The sequence below is a fragment of the Streptomyces triticisoli genome, assembly GCF_003270085.1.
GTDB classification, from domain to species: domain Bacteria; phylum Actinomycetota; class Actinomycetes; order Streptomycetales; family Streptomycetaceae; genus Streptomyces; species Streptomyces triticisoli.
Window position 1 is genome coordinate 1 of the sequence record NZ_QFDQ01000250.1, and the last position, 17,174, is coordinate 17,174.

Sequence of the window (17,174 nt, forward strand, 5' to 3'; positions counted from 1 at the left end):
CGGCGCCCCGGCCGGCCCCGCACACCCGGCCCGGCCGGTTCCGCGGGGCCGGGCGGGGCGCTCTCGCAGGTCACGGACCAGAGCGGCTGCGCTCGCACGCCCTGCCGTCCCGGTGCACTGTGGTAGGCGTGAGTTCCTGGCAGGGTCGTTTCGTCGACCGCACGCAGTCGGGGCAGTCGGGCCACATGCTGCTGCTGATCCCGGTCGCCCTCATTGTCGTCATCACCGTGTCCAACATCGTGGCGCCGACCGATATCCAGCTCGGTCCACTGCTGGTGATCGCACCCGCGATCACCGCGTGGTTCGCGGGGCCGTGGACGACGGGGGCCATCGGTGCGGCGACGGTGGCGGCCCAGGCGTTCGCGGGCTGGCGGCTGGGCGAGCTGACGTCGCGGAACCTGGTCGTGCAGATGCTCGCTCTCGCGCTGCTCTCCTTGCTGGTCGTGGCCCTGTGCGTGGTCCGCGACCGTCGCACGCGCGAGCTGGCACAGGTACGGTCGGTGGCCGAGGCCGCTCAGCGGGTGCTGCTGTGGCCCCTGCCGAGCCGGCTGGGCTCCCTGCAGCTCTCCTGTCTGTATCTGGCCGCCGAGGACGAGGCGTCGATCGGCGGCGATCTGTATGCCGCCGCCCGCACCAAGAGCGGGGCCCGGGTGATGATCGGGGACGTGCGCGGCAAGGGCCTGCCGGCCGTCGGCGAGGCGGCCCTGCTGCTCGGCGCGTTCCGCGAAGCAGCGCACCATCATGCCGCCCTGCCCTCGCTGGCCGCCTCCCTGGAGCGGAGCATCACCCGCTACCTCGCCGACTTCGAACCGGAGGAGGAGGCGGGTGAACGTTTCGTCACCGCGCTGCTGCTGGAGATACCGGACGACGACCCGGTCATCCGGATGACCAGCTGCGGCCATGTGGCACCGCTGCTGCTCGGCCCGGACAAGGAGGTCACAGCGCCGGACCTCACTCCCGCCCCGCCGCTGGGGGTCGGCCTGACCGACCCGGACGGCTCCACCGTCGACGTGCTGCCCTTCGACCACGGCGACACCCTGCTGCTCTACACCGACGGTGCCGTCGAGGCCCGCGATCGCGACGGCGTCTTCTATCCGCTGGCCGAGCGGATCCCCCAGTGGGCCGGGAGCTCTCCGGACGCCCTGCTCCACCACGTCCAGCGCGACCTGCTCGCCCACACCGGCGGGAGCCTCGACGACGACGTCGCCCTCATCGCGATCCGCCGCGCCCCCACGTCGTCCGGCCACCGCTTCGGCCGCGGCTCCCCGTCCGGCTCCTCCGTCAGGAACACCGGCTCGTCGACGCCTTCCTGAACCCCGCGGGTCCGGGGCGCGGTGCGGGCGGACCCGGCCGTCCCGCCGGATGCGGAAACAGCGGTGCCGAGGCCGACGGGAGACGGCGGTTGGACTTCGGGATCACTCGGGAGCAAGGTGGGGGCGTCCCCCCGGCCCGGGGGAACGCCCCCACCGCACCACCCGGAGACCACCTGATGACCTACGTCGCGGATCCTGAGCGTTACGACGGCACCATGCGCTACCGGCGCACCGGCCGCTCGGGGCTCGACCTGCCCGTCCTGTCCCTGGGCTACTGGCACAACTTCGGCGACAACCGGCCGTTCGAGACCCAGCGCGAGATCGCCCTGCGCGCCTTCGACCTCGGCATCACCCACCACGACCTGGCGAACAACTACGGCCCGCCCTACGGCTCGGCGGAGATCAACTTCGGTCGGCTGATGAAGCAGGACCTCGCGCCGTACCGGGACGAGATGGTGATCTCCACCAAGGCGGGCTGGGACATGTGGCCCGGCCCCTACGGCCAGGGCGGCGGCTCCCGCAAGTACGTGCTGGCCTCGCTCGACCAGTCGCTGAGGCGCATGGGCCTGGACTACGTCGACATCTTCTACTCCCACCGGCTGGACGCGAGCACGCCGCTGGAGGAGACGATGGGCGCGCTGGACACCGCGGTGCGCCAGGGCAAGGCCCTGTACGCCGGCATCTCCTCCTACGACGCCGAGCGCACCCGGCAGGCCGCCGCCATCCTGCGCGAGCTGGGCACCCCGCTGCTGATCCACCAGCCGTCGTACAGCATGGTCAACCGCTGGATCGAGACCGAGGGGCTGCTGGAGACCGCCGAGGAGGAGGGCTTCGGCGTGATCGGCTTCACCGCCCTGGCCCAGGGGCTGCTGACCGACCGCTACCTGAACGGCGTCCCCGAGGACTCGCGGGCCGCGCAGGGCACCTCGTTCGACACCGCCTGGCTGTCCGAGGAGATGCTGCGGCGGCTGCGGGCCCTGAACGACATCGCGGCCCGCCGCGGGCAGACCCTCGCCCAGCTGGCCCTCGCCTGGGCGCTGCGCGACCGGCGCGTCACCTCCCTGGTCATCGGCGCCTCCCGCGTGGAGCAGCTGGAACAGAACGTGGCCGCGCTGGAGAACCCCGACTTCAGCGCCGAGGAGCTGGCGGAGATCGACAAGTACGCCGCCGACGGCGGCGTCGACCTGTGGCGGGCGGCGCGCACCGGAGAACTCGGCTGACCCGCACCCACCGGTCGTCAACCGGACATCTCGGGGTACTCGTCGCCACCTGACGGGATGCGCGGCGGGGCGACCGTCCCGCCGCGGCCGATCAGCGAGACAGGAGGCGCAGATGAGTACGGTCAGGGAAACGGTGGAAGTCGAGGTCCCCCTCCACGCCGCCTACAACCAGTGGACGCAGTTCGAGGAGTTCCCCAACTTCATGGAGGGGGTCGAGGAGGTCAGGCAGATCGACGACCGCCACAACCACTGGACCACCAGGATCGGCGGTGTCAAGCGGGAGTTCGACACCGAGATCGTCGACCAGCTGCCCGACGAGCGCATCACCTGGCGCAGCACCACCGGTGACACCCGGCAGAAGGGCATGGTCCGCTTCGAGCGCGTGGACGACACGCACACCCGGGTGGAGCTCGTCATGGACGTCGAGCCCAGCGGAGCCGTGGAGAAGGCCGGCGACATGCTGGGCATGGTCGACCGGCGTGTCAAGGGCGACATGAAGCGCTTCAAGCAGTACATCGAGCAGCGCGGCGGCGAGACCGGGGCCTGGCGGGGCCGTATCCGGCCCGAGGACACCGGCCCCTCGCTCTGAGTCCCGCCGCGTCCGGCCCTCATCGCGCCCCGGCCGCCCCGACGAACGCTTCGGGGACGCCGGGGCGCTCGCGTCCGTTCAGCCTCTCTGGCAGGCGGTCCCGTTGAGGGTGAACGACGAGGGTGTGCCCGTGTTGCCGGTGTGGGTGGCCTGGAAGCCGAGGGTGGTGGAGGCTCCGGGGCCCAGGGTGGCGTTGTAGGCGACGTTGCGGGCGGTGACGGCGCCGCTCGTCGGGGAGAAGGCCGCGTTCCAGCCGGAGGTGATGGTCTGCCCGGCCGGCAGGGTGAAGCCCAGCGTCCATCCGTCGACCGGCGCGGTGCCGGTGTTGGTCAGCGTGATCGACGCGGTGAGCCCGGTGTTCCAGGCGCTGGTCGTGTACGTCACCCGGCAGGCGCCCGCCGGTGCGGGGGGCGGCGGGTCGGTCGGCGGCGGGGTGGTCGTGGTGTCCAGGCCGAAGAAGGCGATGGCCCGGGCGGCCATGCCGGCGGTGGGCAGGGTGTGTCCGGTGCCCTGGATGCTGACGGCCTCGACGGGCGCCTGGGTGCCCGTGCCGCCGTAGCGCGTGCGGGTCCAGGTGGACTGCGGGTGGTCGGTGAACGCCGGGGCCTGGCTCACTCCCAGGACGTCGGTCCACTGCTTGATCTCTTCGCCGAGGTTGGGGTGGCGCAGGATGGTGTCCTCGGTGCCGTGCCACAGCTGCATCCGGGGGCGCGGGCCGCTGTAGCCGGGGTGGGCGGCGCGCACCAGGTCGCCCCACTGCTGGGGGGTCCTGGTCACGGTGCCGTTCGCGCAGGCGCTGTTCCAGCTCGAGCCGTCGGTGGTGGCGAAGCAGCCGAACGGTACGCCCATGAAGGCGGCGCCGGCCTTGAAGACGTCGGGGTAGTCGCCGAGCAGGACGTTGGTCATCATCGCGCCCGAGGAGGCGCCGGTGACGAAGACGCGCGCCGGGTCGGCCCCGTAGTGCTGCTGGGCGTAGGTGACCATGGACATGATGCCGACCGGGTCGCTGCCGCCGCCGCGTCTGAGCGCCTGCGGCGAGGACACGTCGAAGCAGCCGCCGTCGCGCGTGACCGAGGGATAGACGACCAGGAAGCCGTACCGGTCGGCCAGGGAGGCGAACTCGGTGCCCGAGTGGAAGGCGGGCCCGGAGCCGGTGCAGTAGTGCACGGCCACGAGCACGGCGGGACGGGCCGGGGCGCTGTCCGGGCGGTACACGTACATGCGCAGGTTGCTGGGGTTCGCGCCGAATCCGGTCACCTCCGTCAGGGAGGCGGCGCGGGCGCCCGGCGCGGCCAGCAGCAGGGCCGCGAGGAGGGGAGCCACGCCTGTGAGCAGGGCCGTCAGCAACAGGCGGAACCCGGGTCTTCTGCGGATCATGTCACCGTCCTTGGACATCCGAAAGTTTCGCTCCTGTTTCGGGAAGGCGTCGGGTCACGCTAGAGGTGCCACACCGTCGCGTCAACAGCCCGGACGGCGCTCAACTCCCTGCCGTACAGCCCGGAGTCGAGCTTCAGCCATCCACCCGGTCGGCATGCGCCAACCGTTGACCGACGCCACTTCTGTTCGTAACCTGCGCGTCAAATTCGGTCCGGGAACCGAAACTTTCGCAGAAACGGAGATGGCATGTCCATGCCCTCAGTGCGGCGGGTGGCGCAGGCGTTCGCGTCCGCCCTGCTCGCCGCCACCACGGTCACGGCCCTGGCGCACGACGCCGCGGCCGCCGACACCCTGGGCTCCGCCGCGGCCGGAAAGGGCCGCTACTTCGGTGCCGCCGTGGCGGCGAACCACCTCGGCGAGTCGGCCTACACCGCCACGCTCGACCGCGAGTTCAACCAGGTGACGCCGGAGAACGAGATGAAGTGGGACGCCCTCGAGGGCACCCGCAACACCTTCACCTTCGGCGCCGCCGACCAGATCGTCAGCCACGCGCAGAGCCGGGGCATGAAGGTCCGCGGGCACACGCTGGTGTGGCACTCCCAGCTCCCCTCCTGGGTCTCCGGGCTCTCCGCCACCGAACTGCGGTCGGCGATGAACAACCACATCACCCAGGTCATGCAGCACTACAAGGGCAAGATCCACTCCTGGGACGTGGTCAACGAGGCGTTCCAGGACGGCTCCAGCGGCGCGCGGCGCAGTTCCCCGTTCCAGGACAAGCTCGGCAGCGGCTTCATGGAGGAGGCCTTCCGCACGGCCCGCGCGGCCGACCCGAACGCCAAGCTCTGCTACAACGACTACAACACCGACGGCGTCAACGCGAAGAGCAACGCGGTCTACGCCATGGTCAAGGACTTCAAGTCCCGTGGTGTGCCGATCGACTGCGTGGGCTTCCAGTCCCACTTCAACCCCGCCTCCCCGGTTCCCTCCGACTACCAGGCCAACCTGCAGCGCTTCGCCGACCTCGGCGTGGACGTGCAGATCACCGAGCTGGACATCGAGGGCTCCGGCAGCGCCCAGGCCACCAACTACGGCAACGTCGTCAAGGCCTGCCTCGCGGTGAGCCGTTGCACGGGCATCACCGTGTGGGGGATCACCGACAAGTACTCCTGGCGCAGCAGCGGCACTCCGCTGCTGTTCGACTCCAACTACGCCAAGAAGCCGGCGTACGACGCCGTCCTGGCCGCGCTCGGCGGCTCGGGGAACGACGGGGGCGGAGACGACGGCGGGGGCGGCAACCCCGGGGCCACCTGCACGGTCGCCTTCACCCGGACCGCGGACTGGAACGACGGTTACAACGGCGAGGTCACCGTGAAGGCGGGCTCCGCCCCGATCACCGGCTGGACCGTGACGCTCACCTTCACCCCGCCGCAGAAGGTCGCCACACTGTGGAACGGCACCCCCAGCTGGGACAGCAGCGGCAGCGTCATGACCGTGCGCCCCGCCTCCTACAACGGCAGCCTCGCGGCGGGCGCCTCGACCAGCTTCGGCTTCACCGCCATGAAGAACGGCAGCAACACCACACCGACGGTCGGAACCTGCACGGCGTCCTGACGAGCCGGGCGGCGGCCGGGCCGTCCCTCCTGCGACGGCCCGGCCGGCGGCAGATCCGACAACTCCGTCGGCGGCCGTTCCGCTGGTCGCCGCCTTCGCGCACGGTCCGGCCACCGTCGCCGCCGTCACGGTGTTCGCCGTCGTGTTCGAGGGCGTTCCGGCCGGTACTCCGTGCTGCGCGGGACGTCCGGTGGGCTGTCCGTGGCACCGCCATTACGTGGCCGGCTACGTGTGCACCTTCGTGGTCGGCATCCTCGGCACCATCCTGGCGGTGCACCGGACGCGCCGGGAGCGCACCCTCGCCACGGTGCGCTCCGTGGCGGAGACCGCGCAGCGGGTTCTGCTGCGGCCGGTCCCCCGCCGCCTCGGGCAGGTCTCCGTGGAGAGCCTGTACCCGTCCGCGGCCGCCGAGGCGCGGATCGGGGACGACCTGTACGAGACGGTGCCGACGGCACGCGGAGTGCGCCTGCTCATCGGCGACGTCCGCGGCAAGGAGCTGGTCGCCGTCGAGACGGTCGCGGCGATGCTCAGCGCCTTCCGTGAAGCCGCGCCCGACGCCCGATCCGGCCCGGCGGACGGAGCGGAGCTTGGCGTCTCCCCGGCTGAAGCAGGGGGCTTCACCCCTCACGGGTTGAGCTTTCTGCCTCATCGACAGCAGCCGACCCGAACAAACGGCGAGCACTGGTGTACCGGCCATCGGCCTTGCGCCGGCTCCACAGACCTGACATCCCGCCGGCCCGGCGGCAGGCCCGGCCGACTCGATTCTCGCCGGCCGGGCGATTCGGAACCCACCACCCGTCCGGAGGCCATGGCTGCCGGACGACGAACCGCCCTGACGGCGATCCGTCCTTCCCCGCCCTGCCCCGCAGGGGTCCGCCTCTCCCCCGCAAGCGGGCGGTACCCCCACCCCGCCCTGAAGACGGGACTTCCTCGGAGGAGATCCGGTGAGACCCGCCCCTGACGGGGGCGGCGCTACTCGGGTGGGCTGCCGGCCCCGGGCGCGCCCCGGGGTGCGCCGGGGCGGGTAGGCATCGCCAGATGGGCGAGGTCCCCGGGCCGCGGGGTGGTCACCGGCCAGAGCGGGGCGGGGGTTCCGTCGGCGACCGCGGCCGGGGCGTCGGTGAGGTTCATGCGCTCGCGCAGCCGGCCGTAGAAGTCCATCGGGCCCAGCCGGACGGCCCGCAGCCGGCGCTGGGCGGCGTACACGCCGATCCAGTCGCCGGGGTCGAGCACCCCGCGCAGCTGGCCGTCGATGCTGACGGCGGCCTGGCCGGAGCGGTCCAGGATGCGCAGGGCGACGGGTTCGTCCGGCGCGGCCACGACCGACCGGTTGAACGCCATGTGCGGGGCGACCGGGGTGAAGACGAGGGCGTCCGCCCGGGGCGAGACGACCGGGCCGCCGGCGGCGAAGCTGTAGGCCGTCGAGCCGGTCGGGGTGGCGACCAGCAGCGCGTCGGCCGAGTAGGACGCCAGGAGCCGGCCCGCGAGGTAGACGCCGGCGGAGATCTGCCGGTCCCGGGCCAGTTTCTCCAGTACGACGTCGTTCAGCGCGGTGACGTGCAGGGCGATGCCCCAGTCGCCGCCGGCCTCGCAGTCGGTGCGCACCCGCGGCGGCGGCAGCATCGGGCGGCGGCCGTAGCGCATCAGCTCCTCGATGCCGGCGGGCACCTCCAGGCGGCGCGAGGCGCGCAGGGTGAGCAGCATGCGGCTCTCCACGGTGAGGCGGTCCTCGACGACGGCGTCCAGCGCGGAGCGCACGACCGTGACCGGCACCTCGGTGAGGAAGCCGACCCGGCCGAGGTCGACGCCCAGGACGAGGGCGTCGTTCACGGCGGCCAGCCGGGCGCCGCGCAGGAAGGTCCCGTCCCCGCCCAGGGTGACGATGAGATCGGGGTCGCCCGCGGCCTCGACCTCCTCCTCGGCGCTGCGCCGCCCTCCGTCACGCCACACGTCGATGTCCGCGCAGCTCACGGCGTGCTCCTCGCACCACTGGCGCACCGTCTTCCCGGCGGCCGCGGCCTCACCGCGCCCGCCGTGGACGACCAGGCCGATACGACGCACCGTCATCCCTGCCTCCGAGTCGGCTCGCGGACGAAGCGAACAAAACCGAGTTCCCCTCCTTCGGGCATGGAAACACTGGTGCCCGCAGGGCGTTTTCCTGGGAAAGGGGGGCAGACGGTGGTTCGGAGGTTAATAACTATGGTTCCCTTGCTGCTCGTTCTTCTGCTCGCCCTGATCCTCTTCGGCGCCGGGTTCGCTCTGAAGGCGCTGTGGTGGATCGCGGTGGTCGTGCTCGTGGTGTGGCTGCTCGGCTTCGTAGTACGGGCCGAGGGCAGTGGCGGCCAAAGGGGCCGCTGGTACCGCTGGTGACAGCCGCTCGTGCGGTTCACGGCAGGAGCAGGTGTGCGCCCGGCCCTCGTGCCGGGCGCACACCTGTGCCCGGGTGCGGATGTCAGCCCACCCACGCCAGGAGCCGTTCGCCCGGTTCCTGTTCCCTCAGCCGTGCCAGGGACTCCTTCTCCAGCTGACGGACGCGTTCACGGGTCAGGCCCACGTGTCGTGCGACCTCCTGGAGGGTGCGCTGCCGTCCGTCGTGCAGGCCGTAGCGCAGGCTGAGGATGAGGGCCTCGCGCGGTTCGAGCGTGTCGACGGCCTCCCGCAGCTCCTCCGCGAGCGCCTGGTACTCGGCGACCTCGGGGGCCCGCAGCACCTCGCTGTCGGGGATGAGGTCGCCCACCACCGTCTCGCCGGTGTCGTCCACCGGGGTGTCCAGGCTGATCACCTGCCGGCCGACGCGGCGCAGCCAGACCACCTTGTCCTCGGCGATGCCGCTGTCCCGGGCGACCTCCTCGACGGTCGCCTCCCGCCCGAGGCCGAGTTGCAGCTTGCGTTCGACCTTGGCGAATTTCTGCAGCTGTTCCACGACGTGCACCGGCAGTCGCACCGCACGCGCGTGCGTGGCGAGGCCGCGCTCGATCGCCTGCCGGATCCACCAGGTGGCGTACGTGGAGAACTTGAAGCCCTTGGTGTGGTCGAACTTCTCCACCGCCCGGATGAGTCCCAGGTTGCCCTCCTGGATGACGTCGAGCAGGGGCAGCCCGCGGTGGGCGTGGCGCTTGGCCATCGCCACCACGAGCCGGAGGTTGGCCCGCACCATGTGGTCCTTGGCCTCCTGGCCGTCACGCACGGCGGCCTCCAGCTCCCGCCGTCGCTCCGGCGGGAGCTCGCGGCCGTCCTCCTCGGCCTGCCGCAGTTCCTCCACGGCGCGCAGGCCGGCCTCGATGCGCTGGGCCAGCCGCACCTCGCCGGCCGCGTCGAGCAGCGGTGTCGCCGCGATCTGGCGCAGGTACTGGCCCAACAGGTCCGGTTCCCCGTCGGGTTCGGGAACCGCGTCGTACCGCCTGGTGCTCCGGGCCGGCAGCCGGCGGCCCTCCCGTGCGGGCGCTGCCGTCCTCTGTGTCGCAGGAGCCATGCTTGCGCTCCTCATCGTCCTCACGTCCGGGCGACCCGGGTACCCGGGCGACCGCGGGCTCACCCCCTCTCGGCGGCCACCGCGCTCAGGTGTTTCGCGGGCCGCCGCTCGCGTGACTGTTCCTCCACGGGCCCGGGTACCCGGGCGCCGCGTACCGGTGCGAGCGCGGGCCCGGTTCAGGCGGAGGTGGCCTTCCGCCCGGTGCGTCCCTGCCGGCGCTTCGGCCCGGATTCCTGGTGGTCCCGGGTGAAGGCGCCGGGATGGGCGGCTTCGCACCCGCGCCGCAGCGGCTTGGGGCGTGGTCGTCGACGAGGGTGAGGGCCTCGCCGGGTGCGAGGCGGGCGCAGCGGGCGAAGACGCGCGGGGGGCGCCTGCCGTGCGGGACGGTGGCGACGTCGACGACGGCGGGCTATTCGAGCCGGCCGCCCTCCAGCAGGGTCTCGAAGTCCGCGGCGAGCAGCGGCAGGGCGGCGCCGGGCAGGGCGGCGAGCGCGGGCAGCAGCACGGCCTCTTCGACGGAGAGGTGGACCGTGAGGAGGCCCGTGACGTCCTGGGCGGCGGCCGCCACGGCGGCCGTGGCGTCGGCCGAGGCGAGCGCGTCGATCCGCGCGTCGACGGCGGACGAGGTGGCCCGCAGGGCCTTGATCAGCAGTCGGGTCTCGGCGGCGCCCGCGGCGGGCGCGTACAGCGCCTGGTCGGTCGCGGCCAGATGGCGGCGCACCTCGCCGGTGCAGTAGTCGGTCACGGCCGCTCGTGCCTGTTCGCGGGCGGCGTGGCCCAGGCGGAGTTCGGTCAGCAGCGCCGTCTTGGGCCGCAGCCCGGCGAGCAGCCGCCGGTGCGCGGCCAGGATCGCGGCCTCGGCCCGGACGGCCGGATCGGTCGTGGTGTCGCGGATGTGGACCTCGAAGGACTGCGCCACGGCTCTCCCCTTCTCCTGCGTCGCCACGCCCAATGTTTTACCTATTATTACATGTGCTATTCGTAGAAATAGCACAGGGGGCACTCGGCCCCGGTGCCGACCCGCGGGAGGTGGGCGCTCATGACGTATGTGATCGCGCAGCCGTGTGTGGACGTGAAGGACAGGGCCTGCGTCGAGGAGTGCCCGGTGGACTGCATCTACGAAGGGCGCAGGTCCCTCTACATCCACCCGGACGAATGCGTGGACTGCGGCGCGTGCGAGCCGGTCTGCCCGGTGGAGGCGATCTTCTACGAGGAGGACGTGCCGGCCGGGTGGCAGGACTACACGCGGGCGAACGTCGAGTTCTTCGACGAGCTCGGCTCCCCCGGCGGCGCGGCCAAGCTGGGACTGATCGAGCGCGACCATCCGCTGATCGCCGGCCTGCCGCCGCAGGGGCAGCGGACGTGACCGCCGGGCACGGCGCGGCGGCCCGGACGGACGGCACGCACCCGAGGGCGGCGCATCGGCGTACGCTACGGAACTGCCCTGCTCAGCACTTCTGGTGAGGAAGAGTCACAGTGACGCAGAAGATCTCTCTCGACGCCCGTGCGCGCGAACACCTCGAACGGGCCGCGGAGTCCTCGGCCGGCCGCAGCGCGGAGACCGTCTACGGCGGCCATGAACACACCCTGCGCCAGACTCTCCTCACCCTGCGCACCGGCACGGCTCTCGCCGAGCACGACAACCCCGGAGAGGCGACCGTGCTGGTGCTGCGCGGGCGGGTGCGGCTGCACAGCGGCGACACCTCCTGGGAGGGCATGGCGGGCGATCTGCTCATCGTGCCTCAGGCCCGGCACGGCCTGGAGGCCGTCGAGGACGCCGCGGTCCTGCTCACGGCCGTCAAGAAGCCCTGACACGGGCGACAGGGCCAGGGGAAGCCGCGGTTCCCCGGTCGGCGTAGGGTGGCCCTGCCGGGGCCCGGGTGGTGGCCGGGCGTCGGCCCTGCCGGGAGGTGCCCCATGTCGGACAATCCATGGTGGCCTGAGTCGCAGGAGACCGCCGGGCGTATGGCCGCCTTCGGGGAGAACGGCCGGCCGTCGGGCGTCGACGCCTTCGAGGAGCTCAGCGCCCAGGTGCGGCAGTTGTCCCTGGAGCGGCGCCGGCTGCACCGCCTGCTTCAGGCGGTGGTGGCCATCAGCGCCGACATGGACACCCGCACCGTCCTGCGGCACCTGGTGGAGGCGGGCACCGACCTCATCGGCGCGTGCTACGGCGCCCTGGGCGTGCTCGGGGAGGGGGGCGAGCTCACCGACCTGATCACCACCGGGGTCGACGCGGAGCGGCTGATGGCCGAGTCCGGCCTCCCGCAGGGCCACGGGCTGCTGGGCCACCTGATCGCGCGGCGCAAGCCCCTGCGGGTCGACGACATCCGCGCGGACCCCCGCTCGGTCGGCTTCCCGCCCGGCCACCCGGTCATGACCAGTCTGCTGGGAGTCCCCCTGACGGTGCGCGACGTCGTGTACGGCAACCTCTACCTGGCCGACAAGAAGGAAGGAACGCCCTTCACCGACGCCGACGAGGCCCTGCTGACCGCGCTGGCCAGCGCGGCGAGCGTCAGCATCGAGAACGCCCGCCTGTACGGGAAGCTGAAGCGGGCCGCCGAGCAGTTCCAGCGCCGTCTGCTGCCGGTGCTGCCCGACCTGTCACCCCTGAGGGTGGAGGCCCGCTACCAGCCCGCGTCCGATCTTCCCCGGCTCGGCGGGGACTGGTACGACGCCGTCAGCCTCCCCGACGGAACGGTCCTGGTCGTCGTCGGCGACGTGACCGGCCACGACGTGGAGGCGGCCCCGCAGATGGGGCAGATCCGCAACATGCTGCGGGTCCTGGCCTTCGACCGGTGCGGGCCGCCCAGTCTGATCGTGGACCGGCTCGACCGGGCACTGACCGCGTTCGGCGATCCGCCGGCGGCCACACTGCTTCTGGCCCGTATCGAACAGCGGCCGGGCACCGGGCACGCCATGTGCTGGACCAACGCCGGACACCCGCCGCCGCTGCTGGTCACCGCCGACGGCACCGTGCACTGCCTGGCTCCCGAGGCGCACGGCATCCCGGTCGGTGTCGATCCGGCCCTGCCCCGCCCCGACCACACCCACCCGCTCCCGCCGGGGAGCACCCTGCTGCTGTTCACCGACGGTCTGATCGAACGCCGTGACCAGGACATCGACGTCGGCCTGCGGAAGCTGGCCGACCATGCCGCCGCCCTGGCCACCGCCCCCTTGGGCCTGCTGTGCGACGCGCTGGTCGGCCGCCGGGACGCCTACGACGACGACGTCGCCCTGCTGGCCCTCCGCGTGCCCCGCCTGCCGGTCTGAGGACCCTGAGGACACGGACGTCCGCCGGCCCCGGCCCCTACTGCTCGTGATGCCCGTCCTGGTCGGCGTGCGGGGGCGGGTCGAAGTGGACGGTGATCTTCTCGAAGCCCTTGAAGGATTCCGTGGCCGCGTAGGACCGGTAGGCCCGCTGGTCGCCGGGGCTGAGGTGGACACGGTCGGTGAACGGGCTCAGCAGGCTGCGCGGCCACAGCCGCATGCACCGCACCGCTCCGATCTCCGCGGTGACGAGGTACACCAGCGCGCCGAGGTAGATCCAGGCCAGCAGGCCGAGCACGATGCCGAACAGGCCGTACGTCGCCGTGGTGCCCCTCAGCACATGGCCGACGTAGTACGAGCCGCCCCACTGCAGCACCTGCCAGGCGCAGGCACCGCCGAGCGCCGTGCCGTACAACAGGCGCAGCGGCAGTCTGCGCCGGGTCAGCAGGCGGTAACTGACGAGCAGCAGCGTCGCGTTCAGCAGTACCGCCAGGACCACGGCGGCGACGCGGACGCCGACGGCCAGCCGGGTGCCGAACAGGCTGGCCGCCGATTCCGCGATGGACAGCGCCGTGGTGACGCCCAGGCCGACCGCGAGCACCAGCAGGAACTTCAGCCCCTTCAGCCGCGAGCGCAGCGGGTCGGGACGCTCGTGCCGCGGCACGGCGAAGACCTTGTTCAGGGCGAACTGGGCGGCCTGTGCGACGCCCAGCGCTCCGTAGAGGCCGGCGGCCACGCCCACCGCGACCGCGACACCGCTGCCGTGGAAGGAGTGGATGTTGTGGCCGATCTGGTCGCCGACCACCGGGAACTCGCTCAGGGCCGATTTGAGCACCTGCTGCTGCAGGTGGGGGTTGTCGTGGAGGACGAAGCCGAGGATCGCGAGGAGGAGGAGCAGCAGCGGGAACAGGGACAGGAAGCCGTAGTACGTCAGCAGCGCGGCCAGGTAGGCGGCCTGGTCGTCGTAGAACTTGTACACCACGGCCAGCGGCAGGCCCGCCCAGCGGTGCCGTCGCTGATAACCATCCAGCCGGGCCAGCACTCCCATGCGCTCTCCCACACCGTCGGCCGTGGGTCCGTCCGTGCCGGGCGCCACCTCTCCCCAGTGCCCTGGCCAGGCGATTCCATGCGAATGTCCGGCCACGGAGGACCACGGAAGGAACGATTGGCGGCCGTGCGCCCGGTTACTCCGTCCCCATGGACGACAACAGGCCGCTCGCCCTGGTGACCGGGGCCTCGAGCGGAATCGGATACGAACTCGCCAAGCAGTTCGCCGAGCACGGCTACGACCTGCTGATCAACGCCGAGGACGAGCGTCTCGACGAGGCGGCGCAGCACCTGCGGGAGACGGGCGCCGAGGTACGGGCGGTGCGCGCGGACCTCAGGGACCCGGCGGGCGTGGACCACCTGGTCGCCAGCACCACGGGGCTCCACGTGGACGTGGCCGCACTGAACGCCGGCGTGGGCCAGGGCGGCGCCTTCGTCGACACCGACCTGGCCGACGACCTCTCCGTCATCGGCCTGAACGTCGCCTCCACGGTCCGGCTCGCCAAGCCCCTGCTGCGGGAGATGGTGGAGCGCGACGAGGGGAACCTGGTGTTCACCTCCTCCGTCGCCGCGATGATGCCGGGGCCCTTCCAGGCGGTCTACAACGCCTCGAAGTCCTTCGTGCAGTCCTTCGCCGAGGCCCTGCAGAACGAGGTGAAGGACACCGGCGTGGCGGTCACCGCGTTCATGCCGGGGCCGACCGACACGGACTTCTTCCGGCGCGCCGGCATGGGCGACACCAAGGTCGGCAGCGGTGAGAAGGACGACCCCGCCCAGGTCGCCGCGCAGGCGTTCGACGCGGTGATGAAGGGCCGCAAGAAAGCGGTCACCGGCTCGCTGAGGACCAAGGCGCAGGGGATGGCCGGCAAGGTGCTGCCCGACCGTGCCAAGGCCGCCGCCCACCGCAGGATGGCGGAGCCGGGCACGGGCGACGACAGCGGACAGCCGTAGACCGCGGGCCCGGCCGGTCACCCCGTCGGCGGACGGGTCCGACTCCTGGCCCGGCCCCTGGTCCTGCTCAGGAGTTGCTCAGGGGCTGCTCGCGGTCGGAGGAGGGCCAGACGTACGGCAGGTCGTCCGGCACCCCGGGGAACAGCGCGGCGTACCGGTCCGGGTCCTTGCGCACCAGTGCCGAGCGGTGGCTGCGGTGCAGGGCCTCGTCGCCGAGCCAGGGCGGCAGCTCGCCGGCGGCCGCCAGCTCGGCCTGTCCGCGCACCGCCGTGCCGGGACGGGCCGCGGCGAGATCGGCGACGAGCGTGGCCGCGCAGCTGTCCTGATGGCCGTACTCCCGCCAGACCCGGCAGACGTCCAGCCCGTACCGCACCAGCGCCTCCTCGTAGCCGGCCCACATGCGTACGGCCGGATGCCGGCGCCAGGCGTAGCCGGGCACCGTCAGGCCGCGCAGCACCTGCACCGCCTCGACCCGCTGTTTGCCCAGCCGTCGGCGGTCCAGCACGCGCGCGGACTCGGTGAAACCGGGGTACGGCAGGAACGTCTGCATGGCGCCTCCGTGGTGCGTTCCGTCGCCTTCCGGGTTCCCCGGACGGCCCAACGGCACTGGGCCGGAGGGGGCCGGGGGCGCGTGAGCGGTGTGTCCGTGGTGGAAGGAATGGCGCACCCGCGAATCGAAAGGAGGCGCCGCGTGCCGGATGCTGTGGTCGAGGGTGCCGTGTGCGGCGGTGGCGCCGCCGTGGACGACGGTGCCGTGCCCGACGGCCCGGGCGGGCCGTCCTTCGAGCAGTTGAGCGCGGTGGCCGACGCCGTCCTCTACGAGGGCTACCTGCTCTACCCGTACCGCCGCTCGTCCCCCAAGAACCGGGTCCGCTGGCAGTTCGGCGTGCTGCTGCCGCGGAACTGGGTGGAGCGCGACGGCCCCGTCACGGTCGGTGTCGCCGGCTCCGCCGACTCCTGGTACCAGCAGACCGAGTGCCTGCTGCGGACCGGCGGCTCGGACGCCGTCCTGCGGGTGCGGGTGCGCTACCTGCAGATGCAGCACAAACAGGTGGAGGAGACCGGCCGGGACGGCCGGCACCGCGCCGTCGAGACGCTGCGGACCGGTGACGGTACGACGCACCTGACGTTCGACGAGGCGGTACCGCGCGAGACGGACCTCGTCGTGCCGCTCGGCGATCTGCTGCGGCGGGAGCGCACAGTCCCGGTGGGGGCGGCGGCCGGCGAGGAGAGCGAGCCGCTGCCCGAGGGCGTCGGGCGGATCGTACGGCGGTGCGAGGAGGTCCGGGCGAGCACCACGCTCACGGCCGAACTCCTTGACGACGGCCTGGTCCGGCTCCGCGTGCGCACCGAGAACACGGGGCGGGCGGCGGACCCGTACGCCGTGCGTGACGAGGCCCTGCGCCACGCGCTCATCGCCACCCACACCCTCATCGGCGGCGCGGGCGTGGCGTTCGTCTCGCCGACCGACCCGCCCGCCGACCTGCTGGAGCACGTCCAGGGCTGCCGCAACGCGTTCGCCTTCCCCGTCCTCGGTGGTGAACCGCCCACCGGGCGGGACGGCAACACCGCGCCCCTGCTGCTCTCCGCGCCGATCATCCTTCCCGACCACCCCCAGATCGCGCCCGAGAGCCCCGGCGATCTGTACGACGCCGGGGAGATCGACGAGATCCTGACGCTGCGTACGATGCTCCTGACCGACGAGGAGAAGCGCGAGGCACGCGCCACCGACCCGCGCGCCGCCGAGATCCTCGACCGGGTGGACACCATGCCGCCGGAGGTCTTCTCCCGGCTGCACGGCGTCATCCGGTCACTGACTCCCGCCACGCCGGCCGCCCCCTCCCCCGGTCCCGGCGCTCCTGCCGCCGTCGGCGGCCTCGCGGCCGAGCGGCCCGCCTGGTGGCAGGAGGGCGGTGACGACGGTCTCTCCCCCACCACCGACCCGGTGCTCGTGGACGGCGTGTGCGTGCGGAGCGGCAGCCGCGTCCGGCTGCGCCCGCGGAGCCGGGGCACCGACGCCCAGGACATGTTCCTGGCCGGGCGCACCGCTCGGGTCGCCGCGGTCTTCCACGACGTGGACGGCAGTGTGCACCTCGCCGTCACCCTCGACGACGACCCCGCGGCCGAACTGCACACCTGGTACGGCCGCTTCCGCTACTTCCGGCCCGACGAACTCGAACCGCTGGGGCCCCCGGTCGCGGCAGATCACCCACAGACCATCAACAGCGAGGGACAACAAGCAAAATGACGACTACCGAGGCTCGTGCGGCGGGGCGCAGGCCCGCGCAGATCGTGGACATGTCCTGGGATCCGATCACCCGGATCAT

17 protein-coding genes are annotated in these 17,174 nt (G+C 72.5%); 11 read left to right on the forward strand and 6 right to left on the reverse strand.

Annotation, left to right across the window (positions count from 1 at the left end):
* Nucleotides 1-185 precede the first annotated feature (185 nt).
* The 3 genes from DEP02_RS29210 to DEP02_RS29220 all read left to right on the forward strand — a co-directional run bounded on the left by DEP02_RS29210 (nucleotide 186) and on the right by DEP02_RS29220 (nucleotide 3,122).
* Complete coding sequence (locus DEP02_RS29210; protein WP_112470689.1) at nucleotides 186-1,313, forward strand: PP2C family protein-serine/threonine phosphatase; 1,128 nt, start codon at nucleotides 186-188, stop codon at nucleotides 1,311-1,313.
* 176 nt (nucleotides 1,314-1,489) lie between these two features.
* Nucleotides 1,490-2,533: an L-glyceraldehyde 3-phosphate reductase gene (gene mgrA, locus DEP02_RS29215; RefSeq protein WP_112470678.1), complete on the forward strand. Its 1,044-nt coding sequence runs from the start codon at nucleotides 1,490-1,492 to the stop codon at nucleotides 2,531-2,533.
* 112 nt (nucleotides 2,534-2,645) lie between these two features.
* Nucleotides 2,646-3,122, forward strand: a complete 477-nt coding sequence (locus tag DEP02_RS29220) for an SRPBCC family protein (RefSeq protein WP_112470679.1) — start codon at nucleotides 2,646-2,648, stop codon at nucleotides 3,120-3,122.
* 78 nt (nucleotides 3,123-3,200) lie between these two features.
* Here the strand turns inward: DEP02_RS29220 and DEP02_RS29225 are convergent, their stop codons facing one another.
* Nucleotides 3,201-4,517: an extracellular catalytic domain type 1 short-chain-length polyhydroxyalkanoate depolymerase gene (locus DEP02_RS29225; RefSeq protein ID WP_232839327.1), complete on the reverse strand. Its 1,317-nt coding sequence runs from the start codon at nucleotides 4,515-4,517 to the stop codon at nucleotides 3,201-3,203.
* Between the two features lie 228 nt (nucleotides 4,518-4,745).
* Here DEP02_RS29225 and DEP02_RS29230 point away from each other — a divergent pair, with 228 nt between their 5' ends.
* Nucleotides 4,746-6,110 (forward strand): glycoside hydrolase family 10 protein, encoded by a 1,365-nt coding sequence (locus DEP02_RS29230; protein WP_112470680.1) that lies wholly within the window; start codon nucleotides 4,746-4,748, stop codon nucleotides 6,108-6,110.
* A 217-nt stretch (nucleotides 6,111-6,327) separates the two neighbouring features.
* Nucleotides 6,328-7,071 (forward strand): hypothetical protein, encoded by a 744-nt coding sequence (locus DEP02_RS35925; protein WP_438947809.1) that lies wholly within the window; start codon nucleotides 6,328-6,330, stop codon nucleotides 7,069-7,071.
* An 11-nt stretch (nucleotides 7,072-7,082) separates the two neighbouring features.
* Here DEP02_RS35925 and DEP02_RS29240 read toward each other — a convergent pair whose 3' ends face one another.
* A complete protein-coding gene (locus DEP02_RS29240; RefSeq protein ID WP_112470681.1) occupies nucleotides 7,083-8,177 on the reverse strand; it encodes an NAD(+)/NADH kinase in 1,095 nt (364 codons plus the stop codon).
* Nucleotides 8,178-8,309: 132 nt separating this feature from the next.
* Here DEP02_RS29240 and DEP02_RS29245 point away from each other — a divergent pair, with 132 nt between their 5' ends.
* Entirely contained in the window at nucleotides 8,310-8,480 is a 171-nt protein-coding gene (locus DEP02_RS29245; protein ID WP_112470682.1) for a hydrophobic protein, read from the forward strand.
* A gap of 82 nt (nucleotides 8,481-8,562) precedes the next feature.
* Here the strand turns inward: DEP02_RS29245 and DEP02_RS29250 are convergent, their stop codons facing one another.
* Entirely contained in the window at nucleotides 8,563-9,582 is a 1,020-nt protein-coding gene (locus DEP02_RS29250; RefSeq protein WP_112470683.1) for a sigma-70 family RNA polymerase sigma factor, read from the reverse strand.
* A gap of 409 nt (nucleotides 9,583-9,991) precedes the next feature.
* Complete coding sequence (locus DEP02_RS29255; RefSeq protein ID WP_232839328.1) at nucleotides 9,992-10,528, reverse strand: hemerythrin domain-containing protein; 537 nt, start codon at nucleotides 10,526-10,528, stop codon at nucleotides 9,992-9,994.
* A gap of 93 nt (nucleotides 10,529-10,621) precedes the next feature.
* On the opposite strand from DEP02_RS29255, the gene fdxA reads away from it, so the two are divergent.
* The 3 genes from fdxA (at nucleotide 10,622) to DEP02_RS29270 (ending at nucleotide 12,852) form a co-directional block, all read left to right on the forward strand.
* Nucleotides 10,622-10,948 carry a ferredoxin gene (gene fdxA / locus DEP02_RS29260; RefSeq protein WP_112470684.1) on the forward strand — a complete coding sequence of 109 codons (327 nt, stop codon included), beginning with the start codon at nucleotides 10,622-10,624 and terminating at the stop codon, nucleotides 10,946-10,948.
* A gap of 110 nt (nucleotides 10,949-11,058) precedes the next feature.
* Complete coding sequence (locus tag DEP02_RS29265) at nucleotides 11,059-11,394, forward strand: cupin domain-containing protein (RefSeq protein ID WP_112470685.1); 336 nt, start codon at nucleotides 11,059-11,061, stop codon at nucleotides 11,392-11,394.
* Between the two features lie 153 nt (nucleotides 11,395-11,547).
* Nucleotides 11,548-12,852, forward strand: coding sequence for a PP2C family protein-serine/threonine phosphatase (locus DEP02_RS29270; protein ID WP_112470686.1), 1,305 nt, complete (start codon nucleotides 11,548-11,550; stop codon nucleotides 12,850-12,852).
* A gap of 37 nt (nucleotides 12,853-12,889) precedes the next feature.
* Here the strand turns inward: DEP02_RS29270 and DEP02_RS29275 are convergent, their stop codons facing one another.
* On the reverse strand, nucleotides 12,890-13,897 hold the full coding sequence (locus tag DEP02_RS29275) for a YihY/virulence factor BrkB family protein (protein ID WP_112470691.1): 1,008 nt from the start codon (nucleotides 13,895-13,897) through the stop codon (nucleotides 12,890-12,892).
* Between the two features lie 149 nt (nucleotides 13,898-14,046).
* Between DEP02_RS29275 and DEP02_RS29280 the strand changes: the two genes are divergently transcribed.
* Entirely contained in the window at nucleotides 14,047-14,847 is an 801-nt protein-coding gene (locus DEP02_RS29280; protein WP_112470687.1) for an SDR family NAD(P)-dependent oxidoreductase, read from the forward strand.
* A 67-nt stretch (nucleotides 14,848-14,914) separates the two neighbouring features.
* Here DEP02_RS29280 and DEP02_RS29285 read toward each other — a convergent pair whose 3' ends face one another.
* A complete protein-coding gene (locus tag DEP02_RS29285; protein WP_112470688.1) occupies nucleotides 14,915-15,397 on the reverse strand; it encodes an MSMEG_6728 family protein in 483 nt (160 codons plus the stop codon).
* Nucleotides 15,398-15,538: 141 nt separating this feature from the next.
* On the opposite strand from DEP02_RS29285, the gene DEP02_RS29290 reads away from it, so the two are divergent.
* Nucleotides 15,539-17,095, forward strand: a complete 1,557-nt coding sequence (locus DEP02_RS29290; RefSeq protein ID WP_438947810.1) for a hypothetical protein — start codon at nucleotides 15,539-15,541, stop codon at nucleotides 17,093-17,095.
* The last annotated feature ends 79 nt before the right edge of the window (nucleotides 17,096-17,174 follow it).